Source organism: Cupriavidus necator A5-1 (genome assembly GCF_000744095.1).
Taxonomy (GTDB): domain Bacteria; phylum Pseudomonadota; class Gammaproteobacteria; order Burkholderiales; family Burkholderiaceae; genus Cupriavidus; species Cupriavidus necator_A.
In genome coordinates this window covers 1474256-1492917 of record NZ_JQLI01000008.1, presented here as the reverse complement: position 1 = coordinate 1492917, position 18662 = coordinate 1474256, and the positions used below count along the sequence as shown (strand labels likewise).

The 18662-nt window shown below is 65.6% G+C and carries 20 protein-coding genes; 4 read left to right on the top strand and 16 right to left on the bottom strand.

The window, feature by feature from the left end; all coding sequences use genetic code 11:
* The first annotated feature begins 39 nt into the window (after nt 1-39).
* The 3 genes from K307_RS31050 to K307_RS31040 all read left to right on the top strand — a co-directional run bounded on the left by K307_RS31050 (nt 40) and on the right by K307_RS31040 (nt 3420).
* Complete coding sequence (locus tag K307_RS31050; RefSeq protein WP_042884790.1) at nt 40-798, top strand: SDR family oxidoreductase; 759 nt, start codon at nt 40-42, stop codon at nt 796-798.
* A 51-nt stretch (nt 799-849) separates the two neighbouring features.
* The gene (lysS, locus tag K307_RS31045) at nt 850-2403 is read left to right on the top strand and encodes a lysine--tRNA ligase (protein WP_042884789.1); all 1554 of its coding nucleotides are present in this window, start codon (nt 850-852) and stop codon (nt 2401-2403) included.
* 267 nt (nt 2404-2670) lie between these two features.
* Nucleotides 2671-3420, top strand: a complete 750-nt coding sequence (locus K307_RS31040; RefSeq protein ID WP_042884788.1) for a glycine zipper 2TM domain-containing protein — start codon at nt 2671-2673, stop codon at nt 3418-3420.
* Between the two features lie 222 nt (nt 3421-3642).
* On the opposite strand, the gene K307_RS31035 is transcribed toward K307_RS31040, so the two are convergent.
* Nucleotides 3643-5415, bottom strand: coding sequence for a hypothetical protein (locus K307_RS31035; RefSeq protein WP_155301295.1), 1773 nt, complete (start codon nt 5413-5415; stop codon nt 3643-3645).
* 155 nt (nt 5416-5570) lie between these two features.
* Here K307_RS31035 and K307_RS31030 point away from each other — a divergent pair, with 155 nt between their 5' ends.
* Complete coding sequence (locus K307_RS31030) at nt 5571-6590, top strand: hypothetical protein (RefSeq protein WP_042884786.1); 1020 nt, start codon at nt 5571-5573, stop codon at nt 6588-6590.
* A gap of 43 nt (nt 6591-6633) precedes the next feature.
* Here the strand turns inward: K307_RS31030 and iscX are convergent, their stop codons facing one another.
* The 15 genes from iscX to uvrB form a co-directional block, all read right to left on the bottom strand.
* On the bottom strand, nt 6634-6828 hold the full coding sequence (iscX, locus tag K307_RS31025; RefSeq protein ID WP_013956121.1) for a Fe-S cluster assembly protein IscX: 195 nt from the start codon (nt 6826-6828) through the stop codon (nt 6634-6636).
* Nucleotides 6829-6861: 33 nt separating this feature from the next.
* Nucleotides 6862-7200: an ISC system 2Fe-2S type ferredoxin gene (fdx, locus tag K307_RS31020; protein ID WP_042884785.1), complete on the bottom strand. Its 339-nt coding sequence runs from the start codon at nt 7198-7200 to the stop codon at nt 6862-6864.
* A 40-nt stretch (nt 7201-7240) separates the two neighbouring features.
* Nucleotides 7241-9106: a Fe-S protein assembly chaperone HscA gene (hscA, locus tag K307_RS31015; protein ID WP_042884784.1), complete on the bottom strand. Its 1866-nt coding sequence runs from the start codon at nt 9104-9106 to the stop codon at nt 7241-7243.
* A gap of 96 nt (nt 9107-9202) precedes the next feature.
* Entirely contained in the window at nt 9203-9721 is a 519-nt protein-coding gene (gene hscB / locus K307_RS31010; RefSeq protein ID WP_042887579.1) for a Fe-S protein assembly co-chaperone HscB, read from the bottom strand.
* A gap of 63 nt (nt 9722-9784) precedes the next feature.
* The gene (locus tag K307_RS31005) at nt 9785-10018 is read right to left on the bottom strand and encodes a DUF3565 domain-containing protein (RefSeq protein ID WP_042884783.1); all 234 of its coding nucleotides are present in this window, start codon (nt 10016-10018) and stop codon (nt 9785-9787) included.
* Between the two features lie 22 nt (nt 10019-10040).
* Nucleotides 10041-10361 (bottom strand): iron-sulfur cluster assembly protein IscA, encoded by a 321-nt coding sequence (gene iscA, locus K307_RS31000; RefSeq protein WP_042884782.1) that lies wholly within the window; start codon nt 10359-10361, stop codon nt 10041-10043.
* A gap of 31 nt (nt 10362-10392) precedes the next feature.
* Nucleotides 10393-10791, bottom strand: coding sequence for a Fe-S cluster assembly scaffold IscU (gene iscU, locus K307_RS30995; RefSeq protein WP_010809025.1), 399 nt, complete (start codon nt 10789-10791; stop codon nt 10393-10395).
* Nucleotides 10792-10857: 66 nt separating this feature from the next.
* A complete protein-coding gene (locus tag K307_RS30990; protein ID WP_329955960.1) occupies nt 10858-12081 on the bottom strand; it encodes an IscS subfamily cysteine desulfurase in 1224 nt (407 codons plus the stop codon).
* 67 nt (nt 12082-12148) lie between these two features.
* Nucleotides 12149-12703 (bottom strand): Fe-S cluster assembly transcriptional regulator IscR, encoded by a 555-nt coding sequence (iscR, locus tag K307_RS30985; RefSeq protein ID WP_042884780.1) that lies wholly within the window; start codon nt 12701-12703, stop codon nt 12149-12151.
* Between the two features lie 108 nt (nt 12704-12811).
* On the bottom strand, nt 12812-14920 hold the full coding sequence (locus K307_RS30980) for a site-specific recombinase (RefSeq protein ID WP_042884779.1): 2109 nt from the start codon (nt 14918-14920) through the stop codon (nt 12812-12814).
* A gap of 98 nt (nt 14921-15018) precedes the next feature.
* Complete coding sequence (locus K307_RS30975; RefSeq protein ID WP_042884778.1) at nt 15019-15507, bottom strand: low molecular weight protein-tyrosine-phosphatase; 489 nt, start codon at nt 15505-15507, stop codon at nt 15019-15021.
* A gap of 177 nt (nt 15508-15684) precedes the next feature.
* Complete coding sequence (locus K307_RS30970) at nt 15685-15927, bottom strand: hypothetical protein (protein WP_042884777.1); 243 nt, start codon at nt 15925-15927, stop codon at nt 15685-15687.
* Nucleotides 15928-15967: 40 nt separating this feature from the next.
* Nucleotides 15968-16189: a hypothetical protein gene (locus K307_RS30965; RefSeq protein WP_022534159.1), complete on the bottom strand. Its 222-nt coding sequence runs from the start codon at nt 16187-16189 to the stop codon at nt 15968-15970.
* A 22-nt stretch (nt 16190-16211) separates the two neighbouring features.
* On the bottom strand, nt 16212-16511 hold the full coding sequence (locus K307_RS30960) for a putative quinol monooxygenase (protein WP_042884776.1): 300 nt from the start codon (nt 16509-16511) through the stop codon (nt 16212-16214).
* A gap of 65 nt (nt 16512-16576) precedes the next feature.
* Complete coding sequence (gene uvrB / locus K307_RS30955; RefSeq protein ID WP_042884775.1) at nt 16577-18661, bottom strand: excinuclease ABC subunit UvrB; 2085 nt, start codon at nt 18659-18661, stop codon at nt 16577-16579.
* Between the last annotated feature and the right edge of the window lies 1 nt (nt 18662).

The following is an 18662-nucleotide window of genomic DNA, read 5'->3' as shown; positions in this document are numbered from 1 at the left end:
GCGCCACACCGGCACGGCGGCCTTTCCGACCGGGGCACCATGAGCGAAGCCAATCACCTGTACATCATCACCGGCGCCTCGCGCGGGCTGGGCGCGGCACTGACCAATGCCCTGCTCGTGCCGGGCAACCGCCTGATCTGCGTGGCGCGCAGCCGCAACAACGAGCTGGAACGCATCGCCACGCTGAGCGGCGTGCCGGTGGCGTGGCACCTGCAGGACCTGTCGCAGGCCGGCCCCGCCGCCAGCTGGCTGGCCAGCGTGCTCGACACGCTCGACCAGCCGCCGACCAGCGCCACGCTGATCCTGAACGCGGGCGTGGTCGAGCCGATCGGCCCGGTCTCGCGGCTGCAGGAAAGCACGCTGGTGCCGCACCTGCTGACCAACCTGGCGGCGCCGATGACGATGACCGGGGCGTTCCTGGAGCGCACCGAGAAGTTCGACTGCCCGCGCAAGGTGCTGGCGATCTCGTCCGGCGCGGCGCGCCGCCCGGTCGAGGGCTGGAGCGCCTACTGCGCCAGCAAGGCTGGCCTCGACATGTTCATGCGCTCGGTCAACGCCGAATACGCGCAGGCACCCGCACCGCGCACCGTGCGCGCGGTGGCGCTGGCCCCGGGCGTGATCGACACCGGCATGCAGGACGTGATCCGCAACGCCGACTTCGCACAGGTGCAGCGCTTCCGCGACCTGAAGGCGAACCAGCAGCTTGCCTCCGCCGAGGAAACCGCCGGCCGCATCGTCGCCTACCTGCACCGCCCCGACTTCGGCAGCACCGAGCTGGACGATCTCCGCAATTACTGAAGCCATACTGAATCGGCGCGCGGCCCGCCGCGCGCGATCCCACAAGACATCATGACTGAACCGAACCGCGCCCAGGCCCAGCCACAAACCAAGGCCGCCGCAGAAACGTCCGCCGTCGACGAGAACAAGATCATCGCGGAGCGGCGCGAGAAACTGGCCGCGCTGCGCCAGCAAGGCGTGGCCTTCCCCAACGATTTCCGCCCGACCCACCAGGCCGCCACGCTGCACGCGCAGTACGGCGAGACCGACCAGGCCGCGCTCGAAGCCAGCCCGGTCGAGGTGTCCATCGCCGGCCGCATGATGCTCAAGCGCGTGATGGGCAAGGCCAGCTTCGCCACCGTGCAGGACGGCAGCGGCCAGATCCAGTTCTACATCACGCGCGACAAGGTCGGCGAAGAGGTCTACGCCGCGTTCAAGCACTGGGACCTGGGCGATATCATCAGCGCCCGCGGCGAGCTGTTCCGCACCAACAAGGGCGAGCTGTCGGTGCAGGTGCGCGAGCTGCGCCTGCTGTCCAAGTCGCTGCGCCCGCTGCCGGACAAGTTCCACGGCCTGGCCGACCAGGAAATGAAGTACCGCCAGCGCTATGTCGACCTGATCGTGTCGCCGGAAACGCGCAACACTTTCCGCGCCCGCACCAACGCGATCTCGTCGCTGCGCCGCCATATGGCCGATGCCGGCTTCATGGAAGTGGAAACGCCGATGCTGCATCCGATCCCGGGCGGCGCCGCGGCCAAGCCCTTCATCACGCACCACAATGCGCTGGACATGCAGATGTTCCTGCGCATCGCGCCTGAGCTATACCTGAAGCGCCTGGTCGTCGGCGGCTTCGAGCGCGTGTTCGAGATCAACCGCAACTTCCGCAACGAAGGGGTGAGCCCGCGCCACAACCCCGAGTTCACGATGATGGAGTTCTACGCGGCCTACACGGACTACCGCTGGCTGATGGACTTCACCGAAGACCTGATCCGCAAGGCCGCGATCGATGCACGCGGCAGCGCCGTGCTGACGTACCAGGACCGCGAGCTGGACCTGTCCAAGCCGTTCCACCGCCTGACCATCTGCCAGGCGATCCAGAAGTTCGCGCCGCAATACACCGATGCGCAACTGGCCGATGCGGGGTTCCTGCGCACCGAGCTGAAGAAGTTCGGCGTCAACACCAACGCGCCGCAGTTCCTCAACGCCGGCCTGGGCACGCTGCAACTGGTGCTGTTCGAGGAAACCGCTGAAAGCCAGCTTTGGGAGCCGACTTTCATCGTCGACTACCCGGTCGAGGTCTCGCCGCTGGCGCGCGCCTCGGACACGGTGCCGGGCATCACCGAGCGTTTCGAGCTGTTCATCACCGGCCGCGAGATCGCCAACGGCTTCTCGGAGCTGAACGACGCCGAGGACCAGGCCGACCGTTTCCGCAAGCAGGTCGAGCAGAAGGACGCCGGCGACGAGGAAGCGATGTATTTCGACGCCGACTATATCCGCGCGCTGGAGTATGGCATGCCCCCGACGGGCGGCTGCGGTATCGGCATCGACCGCCTGGTGATGCTGCTGACGGACAGCCCCAATATCCGCGACGTCATCCTGTTCCCGCACCTGCGCCGGGAAGACTGATGCAGTCGGCGTCCGGCAGGACGCCCCACTGCGGAAACCGGGAACCCCACCGCCTGCGGTGGGGTTTTTCTTTGGGCCGCGAAAGGCATGCCAGCGCGCCGACTGTTACAGCCTGGCCCGCAATCGCGCCGGCAGGATGACCGCAATCCATTGAATCTAAAGGGTTTTTCCGCCTACATATATTTACAAAAACAAACGGAAAAAGCCGCCCGCTTCCGCCAAACTGGTTCCATCCCATCGCGGTCCTCGCCGCACGGAGCCAGAACAATGCAAATCCCAACCACCTCGCAAGACCACGCCCCTGCCCCGCTGCCGCCGCAACGCCGGCTGCATCCGCTGATCGGCGCGGCAGCCGTGGCCATGGTGATCGCCAGTCTGACCGCTGTCGCCGCCGTGACCGGCGTGTTGCCGATCAGCAAGGCCAACCCCGACCTGCAAACGCAACAAGTTACACAAGGTCCGCAGGGTCCGCTGCCAGTCACCTCGGAGACTGCGCCCCCGCCGGGAACCACCACGCGCCCGCCGGTCTACGATGACGGCCAGCCACGCTCGGCCAATCAGGACGCCGCCCGTTCGTCGCAAGTCGCACCACGCACCGCCCCGGCACGCCAGGCCGCGCAGCGCGACAGCGAGCCGCGTGCCGGCCAGCGTGCCGACACCGAGCGCCAGGCCGCCAAGGCCAGTCCCTACGCCGGCCGCGTGGTCGCCGTGACGCCGATCCAGACCCAGAAGCCCAACACCAGCGGCCTGGGCGCGCTGGGCGGTGCCGTGGTCGGCGGCCTGCTGGGCAACCAGGTTGGCAAGGGCAATGGCCGCATCGTCGGTACCGTGGTCGGCGCCGTAGGCGGCGGCGTGGCCGGCAACCAGATCGAGAAGGCAGTCAGCAAGGACACGCATTACGAAGTCCGCGTACGCATGGACGATGGCAGCCATCGCAGCTTCACTTACGAGCAGAACCCTGGCGTGCAGGTGGGCCAGCGCGTGCACCTTGAGAACGGTGCGCTGGTCACGGGGTGACCGGCCACACACCGGCGCGTCTAATGTGCCGTTACAACAAGGCCGGCTTGTCGCCTAGGCGGTCGCTTAAAGTGTTGATGTAATTCTCAATGGCCATCTCTGGACTAGCAGAGATGGCCATTCTCTTAGGCAAAATTTCTTCCACAAGAGAACACGGCGACAAAACGCAGTTTTCACTGCGCCGCTCGAGGTCCTAGAGGTCTCGAGCTGAAAACCACACTTCTATCCCGTTGGCAATGACGCCACACCAGGCTCGCAGACGGTCTGCGGGGAAGGGGTTTCGACCTGGCAGAGGAACCAATTGCGGAGGTTTTCACCCCATCGCTTCCGGTTCTTGCCTAGAGCCCGAGCGACATCTCTCCATTGAGCCCCTGCCAGGGCCGTCTTGCTCTGCTTCGGGGTGGCTGGCAGGTGCGAAAAGACGAGTCGCTCGTTGTGCCTCTTGACGAAGCACTGGGCACCCACTGTCTTCCAGGGGATACCGTACAAAGCTTGCCGGCCCAACCAAAGAGCGGCGGACTCATCCGCGCCGATTCGATTGGGACGGCCATATTTGGTGAAGCCTCCGACCGCACTGTACGAAGGGTTCACCAAATAGAGCCGAACATGAGCTTTTTCACAGGCACGGGTCATCAGCTCTGCGAACTGTGAGCTTGCAAACGAGCTCAGCATCTCGTTGTATCGCTTGTTGACGCCGCCGGCGCGCAAGCCGGCCTTCTTCGTCGCGAAATCCAGGTTCTCGATGGCCACTGCGAGGCCTAGGCGCTTGCCCAGGCGGGCAAGCTCTGCAACGGTTGTTCCGATGACTTGCTTGCGTACAGCGTCGGAAAGGCCTTTTAGGTCCCAGCCGAGAAAGCCGCTCTGCGGATGACCCTCCCGCAACCGGTTCCCATCGGGCTTCACCACAGCCCAGGCAACGCCCCGGGCATTCAAATCCAGTCCAAGGACACCAGCCTCTCTAGTGCGAGCGGTCTCTGGGTTGAAACCGGTGGGAACGTCAACGCTCGCTTGCAGATACCAAATGCGCTCGCCGCCCGGTGATAGCCTTTGCAAGAGCCGCATTGTGACAGGCCGCTTTCCAAACGCGTCAATCAGCGCTGCGCGGGCCGCGCCCCGATGCGAGGCAAAGTCGACCCCGTCAATCACAATGAATCGGCATTTCATGCGAAGGGGCATCACCTTTTGCGGCCCTCCGCTGCGAGGAATGCCCAAAGCGTCCATGCGTTCATGCGCAAGCTTGTCCGTCAACCGGACGCGCAACTGGTTGGTATCCGGCAGCCACTGTAGTTCGCTATTGCCGCTGGGCTTAGCCGTATGTCCTATCGACCAGACCTGACCGTTTCGGGCTGTGTCCCAGGCCTCGTGCCAATCCTCGACAGAGGCGAATGGAGTGGTCTCGGTGTTGTGTTCGCCGGGCCGCTGCTGAAGCAGCTTCTTCGAGCCAAAACAGAGACTGTAGCGGCCTTCATCAATAGCTTTAAGCAGCGCGGACAGCTTGCCGCGCTTGGCAGTAAGAACGCGTTCTTTTTGTGCGACCCAGTTGCGGCAAAATTCGAGTTCGGTATCGACTTCCCGTAGGCGGGCTAGCCTCGTAAGGTAGCGGTTTGAACGGGCTTTCCCCGGCTTCGGTGCTACTTTATCGCGTTGAGCGCGTAGCTTGGCTTGCCGTTTTGACAGGGCCTGAATTTTCTTGCCTTTGTCGGCTAGTGCGCATTCGCGTCGCTGAATGGCCAGCTCAAGCTGACCTCGTTCGTACTTTTTGAGTTCGACCAAGCCTGCATGGCGCATTTCAGCTTGCGTCAGCATGGAATCGACTTGATGCGAGGTAAAGCCTTCCCTCGTTAAGGTGGCGTAGGCGGTCGTTCGAGTGAGGTTTTGTCGATACAGAAGACTCCAAGCCTTACGCGCGCCCCACGACCAGCGTTCCGAGTTAGCCGCCAACAAGGCGGCTAACTCGGGGGTCAGATTGAGGCGGGCTTCAAAGGTGTGGAGCAAAGGCCTACCTAGGGCACTGTATGGATATACAGCACTCTATGCTTTTCTCGTTACCCCCGTCAACACTTTAAGCGACCCCCTTGGGCTTGTCGCCGGTCTTTTTTATGGCTGCTTTGCTATGATCCTTGGGCGCCCCTTGGCCCGGAGTTCCTACCATGCAGCCCGCTCCCCACAGTACCGGCAGGATCTTGCAACGGCTTCTCCCACTGGCCGGCGCGCTGCTGCTGGCGCTGTCGCAACACGCGGCGTACGGGCAGGAATTGCTTCTGCTCGGCGGCCTGCAGTCGACGGAATCCCTTGGCGAGCGCAGCTACGGCTACGCCTACTCCTACCAGCACAACCTCGGCGAAAACTGGTACGCGACCTTCACCTACCTGAATGAAGGCCATGTCACCAACCACCACCGCGATGGCCACAGCGTCCAGCTGTGGTGGCGCTACCTGGCCCTGGACCGCAGACTGACACTGGCCCTTGGCGCCGGCCCTTACCGCTATTTCGATACCACCGACCAGCGGTCGGACGGCACCTACGACAACCACCACGGCTGGGGCGCGCTGCTGAGCGCCGCGGCAACCTGGTATGTGAACGGTGGCCCCTGGATGTTGCAGGCGCGCTACAACCGGACGCAGACGGCTTCGAGCATCAAGACCAATACGCTGCTGGTGGGCGTCGGCTACCAGCTCGATCGCGGTGACCGTGGCGGGCCGGTGGTGCCGGCGCCGGGCCGGACCGACAATGTCACGCAAAATGAGCTGACGGTGTTCCTAGGCGAAACCATCGTCAACAGCTTCGACTCACAAACTTCCTTCGCCAAGGCGGTGGAATACCGGCGCGGGCTGTGGCACTACGTGGACGGCACTATCAGCTACATCAACGAAGGAGAAAACGCGGCGCTGCGCCGCAACGGCGTGGCCGCCCAGGCCTGGCTCACGCGCGCGTTCTTCCACGACAAGCTGACACTGGGGGTCGGCGTGGGCCCGTACTATGCGATCGACCTGAGCGCGAAAGCATTGGGCGCGGCCAGCCCGCCGTCGCGCTGGTCCGGCCTGATGTCGATGTCGGCCAGCTACCGGCTCGGCGACCACTGGCTGACGCGGCTGACATGGAACCGCACCGTGACCGGCTACGACCGCGATACCGACGTGATCCTGGCGGGCGTCGGCTACCGCTTCTAAGCGAACAGGCCGGCGGAGCCGGCCTGTTTCAGGGAGTTCTTGCTTATTGGGATTCTTCGATCCAGGCGGCCTGGATCGCTTCCAAGATCTTCTCGCCGGAACGCTCCGGCACATCGGCAAAGCCATCCAGTTCCAACACCCAGCGGCGCAGGTCGGTGAATCGCACCGACATGGGATCCACATCGGGATACTTGTCGTACAGGGCTGCGGCGATGTCGTAGGTATCGGTCCACTTCATGGGGTTATTCTCCGCTGAGGTCTGCCGGGCCGCTCAGTGGCCTTCCTTGGCGTGGTTGATCGTGTACTTCGGGATCTCGATGGTCAGGTCTGCCTCATCGACGATGGCCTGGCACGAGAGGCGCGAATTCGGCTCGAGGCCCCAGGCCTTGTCGAGCAGGTCTTCTTCCTTCTCTTCGGCCTCGTTGAGCGAATCGAAGCCCTCGCGCACGATCACGTGGCAGGTGGTGCAGGCGCACGATTTCTCGCACGCATGCTCGATCGCGATGCCGTGGGTGAGCAGCGCATCGCAGACGCTGACGCCCGTTTCGGCTTCGATCACCGTCCCTTCCGGGCAGTATTCGACGTGAGGCAAAATAATGATCTGAGGCATGTCGTGTCCTGGTATCTGTAATGCGGTGCAGGCGTGGTGATCAGCCCAGCTCCTGCACCTTGCGCCCCGCCAGCGCGCTCTTGATCGAGCGGTCCATGCGGCGGGCGGCGAATTCGTCGGTGCCGTGCGACAGCTTCTCCACCGCGGCGTGGATGGCGTGGTGGTCTTCGCCGGTGGCAATCTCGCGCACCGAAGCCATCAGCGCCTCGACGGCGGTGCGCTCCTCGGCCGACAGCAGGTCGCCGTCGGTTTCCAGCGCGCGCTGCGTGGCCTCGACCAGCCGGTCGGCTTCGACACGCTCTTCCGCCAGCGCGCGGCTCTTCATGTCGTGCTCGGCCTCGCGGAAGCTCTCCTGCAGCATGCGCGCGATATCGTCGTCGGCCAGGCCGTACGACGGCTTGACCGTCACCGAGGCTTCCACGCCCGAATGGGTCTCGCGCGCGGTCACCGACAGCAGCCCGTCGGCGTCGACCTGGTAGGTCACGCGGATGCGTGCCGCACCCGCCACCATCGGCGGGATGCCGCGCAGCTCGAAGCGCGCCAGCGAGCGGCAGTCGCTGGCCAGCTCGCGCTCGCCCTGCAGCACGTGGATCGCCATCGCGGTCTGGCCATCCTTGAAGGTGGTGAATTCCTGCGCGCGCGCCACCGGGATGGTGCTGTTGCGCGGGATGATCTTCTCGACCAGGCCGCCCATGGTCTCGACGCCCAGCGACAGCGGGATCACGTCGAGCAGCAGCCAGTCTTCACCCGGGGCATGGTTGCCGGCCAGCAGGTTGGCCTGCATCGCGGCGCCCAGCGCCACCACGCGGTCCGGGTCGAGGTTGGTCAGCGGGGTCTGGCCGAAGTAGTCGCCCACGGCCTTGCGGATCGACGGCATGCGCGTGGCGCCACCGACCAGCACCACGCCCTTGACCTCGTCGGTGGTCACGCCGGCATCGCGCAGCGCCTTGCGCACCGGCGCCAACGTTTTCTGCACGAGATGCGCGGTGATCTGCTCGAAGGTCTCGTCGGTCAGCGTCAGGTGGACGATCTCGCCGGAATCGAGCACGGCGTCAATCACGGTGCTGTCCGCTTCCGACAGCGCTTCCTTGGCCGCGCGCGCACGCACCATCAGCAGGCGCATGTCCTGCGCCGACAGCGGCTGCAGGCCGGCCTGCTCGACGATCCAGCACAGCACGCGCTGGTCGAAATCGTCGCCGCCGAGCGCCGAGTCGCCGCCCGTGGCCATCACTTCGAACACGCCGCGGGTGAGCTTCAGTACCGAAATATCGAAGGTACCGCCGCCCAGGTCATAGACCGCGTAAATGCCTTCCGACGCATTGTCCAGCCCGTAGGCGATGGCCGCCGCGGTCGGCTCGTTGAGCAGGCGCAGCACTTCCAGGCCGGCCAGGCGCGCGGCGTCCTTGGTCGCCTGGCGCTGGGCCTCGTCGAAATACGCCGGCACAGTGATGACCGCGCCGACCAGGTCGTCGCCGAGGGAATCCTCGGCACGCTGGCGCAGCGTGGCGAGGATCTCGGCCGAGATCTCGACCGGGCTCTTCACGCCCGCGGCGGTCTTGATCTGCAGCATGCCGGGCGCGTCGACGAAGTCGTACGGGCTGTGCTCGATATTGGCGATGTCGCGCAGGCCGCGGCCCATGAAGCGCTTGACCGAGACGATGGTGTTCTTGGGGTCGCGCACCGCTTCATCCTGGGCCCGGTAGCCGATATGCGTGGTGCGGTCCGGCAGGTAGCGCACGACCGAGGGCAGCAGTGCGCGGCCGCGTTCGTCGCCCAGCACTTCGGGAATGCTGCTGCGTACCGCGGCCACCAGCGAGTTGGTGGTGCCGAGGTCGATGCCGACGGCCAGGCGGCGTTGGTGGGGCGCCGGCGACATGCCGGGTTCGGAAATCTGGAGCAGTGCCATGGTAATTCTTCGCTGTCTTGTGCGGCAGGGGAAACCGCCATGCGGGCGGATTTCGCGCCGGGCGCCATTGTGTCACGGGCCCGGCAATCGTGCCGGTCAGTCTTCCAGCCGGTCGATGGCCTCGCTGGTATCGTGCTCGATCTTCTCGATGAACATCAGTTGCCGTACCGCGCCGCCGGCCGCCTCGTTGTCGCCGGCGTCCAGCAGCGCACCCAGCGCGGCGTGGCGCTCGCGCTTCTCCTGCCGCAGGCTGCGCAGCAGCGCATCGAGCCGGTCCACGTCGCGTGCTTCCACCGCTTCCTGCAGCGCCTCGCGCCATTCCATCTGCTGCATCAGGAAGGCCGGCGTCATGGCCGTGTTGTTCTCGGCCTGCACATCGACGCCGCGCAACTTCAGCAGGTAGGTCGCGCGCCGTAGCGGCTGGCGCAGCGTACGGTAGGCTTCATTGGCATGCGCGGCCCATTGCATCGCCACGCGACGCTCGGCATCGCCGGCCTGGGCAAAACGGTCCGGATGCGCCTGCGACTGCACGGTGCGGTACGCCGCATCCAGCGCGGCCTCGTCGACGCCGTATTGCGCGGGCAGGCCGAACAGCGCAAAAAAATCGTCTTTCAACTGCTTCCCCAAGAAAAAGGAGCGGCCGCGCCGCCCCTTTGTCCATTGCCGCCCCGGTACCGCTCAGGCGGGCTTGCGCGCCCGATCCCGCGCCCACTCGGCCGGCGGTTCATTGCGGTCGCACTTCAGGCAGTTCACCCGCCTGCCGATCATGCCGGCGCGGCCCTGCGCGCTCTGCGTCCATGGCCGCGACTGCCACGGCGGGTCGTGCCGCATGTGCTGGCCGTGCCCGCAGTCGAGTTCGGCCACCCAGTGGCCTTCCTCGTCCCGGCGGAACCCGACAATGCTGCGCTCCACCGGAGCTTGCTTGCGCTGACGTTCAGACCGTGAAGGACTCGCCGCAGCCGCACTCGTCCTTGACGTTGGGGTTGTTGAAGCGGAAACCTTCGTTCAACCCTTCACGCGCGTAGTCGAGTTCGGTGCCGTCGATATACGGCAGGCTCTTGGCGTCGACGATGACCTTGATGCCGTGCGATTCGAACACCGCGTCTTCGGGCGCCAGTTCGTCCACGTATTCCAGCTTGTAGGCCAGGCCCGAGCAGCCCGTAGTCTTCACGCCCAGGCGCAGGCCCACGCCCTTGCCGCGGCGTTCCAGGTAGCGGGCGACGTGCTTGGCCGCCTTCTCGGTCATCGTGATCATCGTTGCGTCTTCCTTGGTCGAATCGACAGAATCAGGCGGCCTTCTGCTCGGCGCCGTGCTTCTTCTTGTAGTCTTCGACAGCCGCCTTGATGGCGTCTTCAGCCAGAATCGAGCAGTGGATCTTCACCGGCGGCAGCGCCAGTTCTTCCGCGATCTGGGTGTTCTTGATCTCCAGCGCCTGATCCACGGTCTTGCCCTTGACCCACTCGGTCACGAGCGACGACGAGGCGATGGCCGAGCCGCAGCCATAGGTCTTGAACTTGGCGTCTTCGATCACACCAGCCTCGTTGACCTTGATCTGCAGCTTCATCACGTCGCCGCAAGCCGGTGCGCCAACCATGCCGGTGCCGACCGCATCGTCGTTCTTGTCGAACGAACCGACGTTGCGGGGGTTTTCATAGTGGTCGAGAACCTTTGTGCTGTATGACATTTTGCTTACCTCTTGCGTATCTTTTGCGGGGGTATTGCTGTAATTTGTGCTGTTCCGGCGGGCGCGTCAGTGCGCGGCCCACTGGATCGAATTCAGGTCGACGCCGTCCTTGAACATTTCCCACAGCGGCGACAGGTCGCGCAGCTTGCCGATCTTCGACTTCAGCAACTGGATGGTGTAGTCGATTTCCTGCTCGGTGGTGAAGCGGCCGACCGTGAAGCGGATCGAGCTGTGCGCCAGTTCGTCGTTGCGGCCCAGCGCGCGCAGCACGTAGGACGGCTCCAGCGAGGCCGAGGTGCAGGCAGAACCCGACGACACCGCCACGTCCTTGATCGCCATGATCAGCGATTCGCCTTCGACGAAGTTGAAGCTGACGTTCAGGTTGTGCGGCACGCGATGTTCCAGGTCGCCGTTCAGGTAGACCTCTTCCATGTCCGACAGGCCATTCCACAGGCGGTCGCGCAGCATGCGGATGCGTTCGTTCTCCGTCGCCATCTCTTCGCGGGCGATGCGGAAGGCTTCGCCCATGCCGACGATCTGGTGCGTGGCCAGCGTGCCCGAGCGCATGCCGCGCTCATGGCCGCCACCGTGCATCTGCGCCTCGATGCGCACGCGCGGCTTGCGGCGCACATACAGCGCGCCGATGCCCTTGGGGCCGTAGGTCTTGTGGGCCGAGAACGACATCAGGTCGCACTTCAGCTTGTTCAGGTCGATCACCACCTTGCCGGTCGCCTGCGCTGCGTCGCAGTGGAAGATGATGCCCTTCTCGCGGCAGATCTCGCCGATCTGCTCGACGTCCTGGATCACGCCGATCTCGTTGTTGACCAGCATCACCGACACCAGGATCGTGTCCGGGCGCAGCGCCTGCTTGAACACTTCCATGTCGAGCAGGCCGTTTTCCTTCACGTCAAGGTAGGTCACCTCGAAGCCCTGGCGTTCCAGTTCGCGCGTGGTGTCGAGCACGGCCTTGTGCTCGGTCTTCACGGTGATGAGATGCTTGCCCTTGCCCGAATAGAAGTTCGCGGCACCCTTGATCGCCAGGTTGTTCGATTCAGTCGCGCCCGACGTCCACACGATCTCGCGCGGGTCGGCGCCGACCAGTGCGGCCACCTGCTCACGCGCCTCTTCCACCGCGCGCTCCGCTTCCCAGCCGTACGCGTGGCTGCGCGAAGCGGGGTTGCCGAACTGCTCGCGCAGGTACGGAATCATCTTGTCCGCCACGCGCGGGTCCACCGGCGTGGTGGCCGAGTAATCCATGTAGATGGGAAAATGTGGGGTGCTCATCGTTATGACTGCCTTGTTAGGGACCGCTGATCGCTGATTTCTACCGTTGCCTGTCGTGCGCCCGAGTACGTGCTCAGGACTGCGCCAGGCTGAAAACTGAATTCACCACCCTGGCCCGGACCGGCTTTTCCTGCTTGTCGGCCTTGCCGCCGCGCGCCGCGGACGACTGTGCGGCAGCTTCTTCGCGCATGTCGTGCAGCACCGCGGGCTGGCGCTCGCGCTGCTGGTCCACCAGGTTCTTGAGGGAAACGGAGTCGAGGTACTCGACCATCTTCTGGTTCAGGGTGGCCCACAGTTCGTGGGTCATGCAGCGCCCGGAGCCGTCATCTCCGTTACAATTGCCCTTTCCACCGCACTGGGTGGCATCCAGGGGCTCGTCCACGGCGATGATGATGTCCGCCACCGTGACGTCTTCGGCCTTGCGGGCGAGACTGTAGCCGCCGCCCGGGCCGCGCACGCTTTCGACGATCTCGTGCCGGCGCAGCTTGCCAAACAGCTGCTCCAGGTAGGACAGCGAGATCTTCTGCCGCTGGCTGATGCCGGCGAGCGTGACCGGTCCCTGGTCCTGGCGCATGGCCAGGTCGATCATCGCGGTGACCGCGAAGCGGCCTTTGGTGGTCAGTCTCATGGTGCAGGGCTTTTGGGGTAAAACGCTGGGGTGAAGCTAATACTTGATCGTTTCCGTCAAGTATAAAGGTACCCGACTAATTCAGTCAACTACCCCTCCCGCAGTGCATCAAGCCTCCCGGCCGCCCGCGGCCGTTTCCGGGCCTGCCACGCGCGGCGGCATCACCAGCGACAGCGGCTGTTTCAGGATGCGCCGCCGCACGGCCCGGCTCAGTTCGGCCCGATCCACGCGACGCAGGTTGCGTGACCGCAGCGCCATATTGAACGCCAGCGCAAAGCTCACCGCGACGTTCAGCACCCCCATCAGCGCGATCCCAGCCACCGCCAGCCAAAGTGACGGCATGCGCAGCGCATCAACACCCAGGACGCCGATCGCCGTGCCGACCGAGCCGGTCGACAGCGTCACATGGCGCACTTCCATATGCGGCCCGAAGAAGCTCAGGATCTCCGGCCCCAGCCCCAGCAGGAAGCCCAACGACACATTGGCGACGATGCCTGACAGGTTGCGCTTCCAGAAATCCGCCAGGCGGGTGGCGCCGCGTGCACCAAGAACGTATTGCAGGCGCCGGTTGTACGCCATCACGTCGTGCACCCGATGCAATGCAAACCAGTTGTCGGCCCAGCCGGCGACCAGGCTGGACAGCCACAGCAGCACGCCGGTGAACGCGGCATAGAGCGGCGTCGGCCCCAGGATCGAGAACGACTCGATGGTGGCGATGGCCTTGGCCGGCGTGATCAGGTTGGCGCCCAGCAGTTTGTGCGCGAGCCACTGGATCGCCAGAGCCACCGGGAACACGACCGCCAGATTGCCGACGATGGCCGCGGCATTGGAGCGGATCATGGCGACGGTGTCGTCGACAAAGGCCTCGCGTCCTTCCGGCCGCCCCGCCCCGTCGAGCCGGTGCGCCAGCGCGGGCCCGGTCATGGCCGGCTGCTTGGTCGCCAGCGTGAAATGCGCGAAGTGAATGGTCAGGAAGCTGCCCGCGTAGTTGAGCGAGGCCAGCAGGCCTTCGCTGAACTTGTCCAGGTGCAGGCCGTAGATCATGAACTTCAGGTACACCGTGGCGACCGTGATCAGGCCGCCGCCGGCCGCGGCGCGCACCAGTTCGGCGTACTCCTTGCGGTCGCGCGTGATGTAGTGCTCGCCGGTTTCGGCCGAGCGCTCGACTACCTTGCGCGCCAGCTGCGCGAACGAGGTGGCGGCCAGGTGCGAGAGGCTGCGGCGCGCCTGTGTCGAGCGAATCAGCTCGGCCACCAGGTGCGCATGCATGCCGGGGCGCCCGGGCTCGACCCAGGCGGCCAGCAGCAGTTCGATGCGGTGGAGCTGCACCTTCATGCGTTCGATCTGGAACACCACCTCGATCGATACGCCGTTCTCTTCCAGGTCCTCGTAGACATGGCGGGCAGCGGCATGGCAGCCGTCCAGCAGCCCGCGGAAGTAGTTCAGGCGCTGGCCAAAGCTGTCGTCGTCGCGTTGCAGCCCCTCTTCGCGCAGCGCCTGCACGGCCTCGTCCAGGCGGAAAAACGGGGTGTCTTCCACCCGGCCCTGCAGCCGCGAGCGGATCGCCTGGCTCAGGCCGGTGGCGCGCACCTGGCTCACCAGCACGGCGATACTGGTGACCAGGGTCTGGCCCAGCGCCTGGCCCAGCGCCTGGCGATACTGCGCCATGCCGCCGCGCTCGCTGTCCGCGCTGCCGGCGTGCAGCACGCGCGCAAACCGCGCCATCAGCTCATCGTCGATGGCCTCGACCCACTCGGCGTCCTCGTCACCGACGAACACGAGGGCGAACAGGCCGGCCATGTCGCTGAGATTGGGCGGCGGCGGCAGGAAGCGGTCCTGCAGCCGGCTGACCATCTCGCTGACAAAGCCCGGATGCAGCGCCACGCCGGTATCGCAGAACAGGCCGGTGGGATCGTTCTCGCGCACGATGCTGCGCACCGTCAGCGCAAAGCGTTCGGCCCAGTCCGGATGGCGCTCCAGCACCTGCAGCAGGTAGCGCAGCCGCACGTGCTCGGGGTGGCTGCGGTCCGCGCCGGACTCCTGGCCGTCGCCCGCGGCGCCGAGCCCGCCGTCGCGGCGGATCCAGTACCCCAGCTCGATCAGCCAGCCGTTGCAGTCCGCCAGCGGCGCTTCCGGATCGGCCGCCGCCAGGATGGTGTCGAGCTGCAGGCTGGCATTGCGTGATTCGCGCCATTTGCGGAACAGGTTGCGAAGCATGAATTCTCGTGAGATCGGGCCGCCGGCCGCGGCGCGCGTGGCGTCGCGGCGTGGGCCGCTCGCCGATAGCTGAAGGGGGAGTAAAACGGGCGCCGGGATCAGCCGGCGTCGTCTTGCAGGCGCTGGCGCAGCATCTCGACCAGGCCGTCGCAGGCGTCCTCGATGTAGTCGAGCACGCGCTCGAAGCCGTCGCCCTCGCCGTAGTACGGATCCGGCACTTCGTCGGCGTCGTGGCGGGTGGCGAAGCTCATCAGCAGGCGCACCCTGTCGGCGGCGTCGGGGCGCAGCCGGGTCAGGCCCACCAGGTTCTCTCTGTCCATCGCCAGGATCAGGTCGAAGCGGTCGAAGTCGGGCACGCCTACCTTGCGGGCACGCAGCGCCGACAGGTCATAGCCGCGTTGCAGCGCGTGGCGCTGGGTGCGCGGGTCAGGCGCGCGGCCGAGGTGGTATTCGTGCGTGCCGGCCGAATCCAGTTCGACCAGCGGCTCCAGCCCGGCTGCCGCCAGCTTGGCGCGCAGCACGGCCTCCGCCGTCGGCGAACGACAGATGTTTCCCATGCAGCACATCAGGATGGCGTATTTCTTCATCGGATCACGACTTCGAGGGGAGGAATGGCGGGGGATGCTGGCGTCCGGCGGCGACCGGCAAGCAGGCGCAATTCTACCCGCTGCGGCGCGCGCCGCTGGCGCATCCGTCCGCCGCGCGAGAGCGCAGTGCCGCCCCGCCGGCGCCGGCGACACACAGGCCACCGGTGTCGCTGGCGCCTAGGCCAGTTGCTTGGCCAGCCGCTCGCCGTGCGCAAAGCCGGCGATCTCGGCGGCCTCGGCCGACTTGTAGTGATCGGTGATGCGGGAGCTTTCGCTCAGCGTGCCGGCCGCGCGGATATTGGTGCCCGGGCGGCAGACGCGCACGGTGTAGGTCCATTCGCTCTGCGAGCGCGGCTTGACCTGGACCTGCACCTCGTGAGTTTCATAGACTTTTTTCTTCCATTCGCCGATGTCGGGCATCGTGTTCTCCTCGGGAAGTGGGGACGCGGGACTGGCGCGGCTAGTTGACCTCGCCCGCGTCGATGGCCCGCATGGCGGCGGCTTCCGCCATGGCGACGGCCGCTTCGGGCGTGGGCGCATCGCCCGCAATCGCCTCGTAGGTGGGCCCGGCTTGCTCGCCGAAGGCGTCGGCGATGCGCAGTTGGGCCGCAAACCCGCCGGCGGCGTTCGGCACCGCGCAGACCACAACCGCGTAGCCGCCGTATTCGAACTGGCGTTCCATCGTAGCTCCTCGTCCGTGGGCATCAGGGCAGCTTGGCCGCCAGCACCTCCAGCCTCTGGATCGGCGGCGTGTCCACGAACAGGTCCGGCGCCTTCGCCATCAGCGCCACCGCGACCTTGCCGCCCAGATGCGCCTCGCGCGCGGACTCGTCGGCAAAGGCATCGAAGATACCGAACATCGACGCGCCCAGCCGCAGCGCAAACCAGGCCGTGGTGCCGGCCTCCTGCTCTACCAGCGCCGCGGCGTCGCGCAGGAACTGCTCGACTTCCTGCTCCTTGCCGGGCCTGGCTTCCAGCGGTACCCACAGTCCAAGCTTGACCATGACGCGTCTCCGTTCAGGTGTGACGCATTTCACTATAGGCGAGCCGGACCGGCCGCCATCGCACATCAGGCCGGCGGCAGCGCGCCGTCGCCGCTGGCGCCGAACACCTGCGCCTTGAGCTTGGCCAGCTGGTCGCGCACCTGCGCGGCCTGCTCGAATTCCAGGTTGCGGGCATGGTCGAGCATGAGCTTTTCCAGCCGCTTGATCTCCTTGGAGACCTGCTTCTCGCTCATGTCCTCGTAGCGCGCCTGCTCCTGAGCGGCCTGCAGCTCGGCCTTGGCATCGCTGGCGTTGTAGACGCCGTCGATGATGTCCTTGATGCGCTTGACCACGCCGCGCGGGGTGATGCCGTTGGCCTCGTTGAAGGCGATCTGCTTGGCGCGGCGGCGCTCGGTCTCGCCGATGGCTTTCTTCATCGAGTCGGTCATGCGGTCCGCGTACAGGATGGCGGTGCCGTTGACGTTGCGCGCGGCGCGGCCGATGGTCTGGATCAGGGAGCGCTCGGCGCGCAGGAAGCCTTCCTTGTCCGCGTCGAGGATCGCCACCAGCGACACCTCCGGGATATCCAGCCCCTCGCGCAGCAGGTTGATACCCACCAGCACGTCGAAGGTGCCCAGGCGCAGGTCGCGGATGATCTCCACGCGTTCGACCGTATCGATGTCCGAGTGCAGATAGCGGACCTTGACGCCGTTCTCGGACAGGAACTCGGTGAGCTGCTCGGCCATGCGCTTGGTCAGCGTGGTCACCAGCACGCGCTCGCCGGCTTGAACGCGCAGATGGATCTCGGACAGCAGGTCATCCACCTGCGTGGTGGCCGGCCGCACCATGATGATGGGATCGACCAGGCCGGTCGGCCGCACCACCTGCTCCACCACCTGCCCCGCATGCTCCTGCTCGAACTGCGCCGGCGTGGCCGAGACAAACATCACCTGGCGCATCTTGCGCTCGAATTCGTCGAACTTCAGCGGCCGGTTGTCCAGCGCCGACGGCAGCCGGAAGCCGTACTCCACCAGCGTGGTCTTGCGCGCGCGGTCGCCGTTGTACATGCCGTTGAGCTGGCCGATCAGCACGTGCGACTCGTCAAGGAACATCAGCGCGTCGGGCGGCAGGTAGTCGACCAGCGTCGGCGGCGGCTCGCCCGGGCGCGCGCCGGACAGGTGCCGCGAATAGTTCTCGATGCCTTTGCAGAAGCCCAGCTCGGACAGCATTTCCAGGTCGAAGCGGGTGCGCTGCTCCAGCCGCTGCGCTTCCACCAGCCGGTTTTCCTTATGGAAGAACTCCAGCCGATCGCGCAGTTCGGACTTGATAGCCTCGATCGCGCGCAGCACGGTCTCGCGCGGGGTCACGTAGTGGCTCGACGGGTAGACCGTGAAGCGCGGGATCTTCTGGCGCACGCGGCCCGTGAGCGGATCGAAGAAGTGCAGCGACTCCACCTCGTCGTCGAACATCTCCAGCCGCACCGCCATCTCCGCATGCTCGGCCGGGAAGATGTCGATGGTGTCGCCGCGCACGCGGAAGGTGCCGCGCTGGAAGTCGGTCTCGTTGCGGGTGTACTGCATCGCGATCAGGCGCGCGATCACGTCGCGCTGGCTGATCTTGTCGCCGGCCCGCAACGTGAGAATCATCTGGTGGTATTCGGTCGGGTTGCCGATACCATAGATCGCAGAGACGGTCGCCACGATGATCGTGTCGCGGCGCTCCAGCAGGCTCTTGGTCGCCGACAGCCGCATCTGCTCGATATGCTCGTTGATCGACGAGTCCTTCTCGATAAACAGGTCGCGCTGCGGGACGTAGGCCTCGGGCTGGTAGTAGTCGTAGTAGCTGACGAAGTACTCGACCGCGTTGCGCGGGAAGAACTCGCGGAACTCGGCGTAGAGCTGGGCCGCCAGCGTCTTGTTGGGCGCGAACACGATCGCCGGCCGTCCCATGCGGGCGATCACGTTGGCCATGGTGAAGGTCTTGCCCGAGCCCGTCACCCCCAGCAGCGTCTGGAACGACAGGCCGTCGTCCACCCCCTCCACCAGTTGCCGGATGGCCTCCGGCTGGTCGCCGGCGGGCGGGAACGGCTGGTAGAGCTGGAACGGGGAGCCGGGAAATGTGACGAATTTGTCTTCGTCCAGGGCCGGCGCGGCTTCTGCAAGGTTCGACATA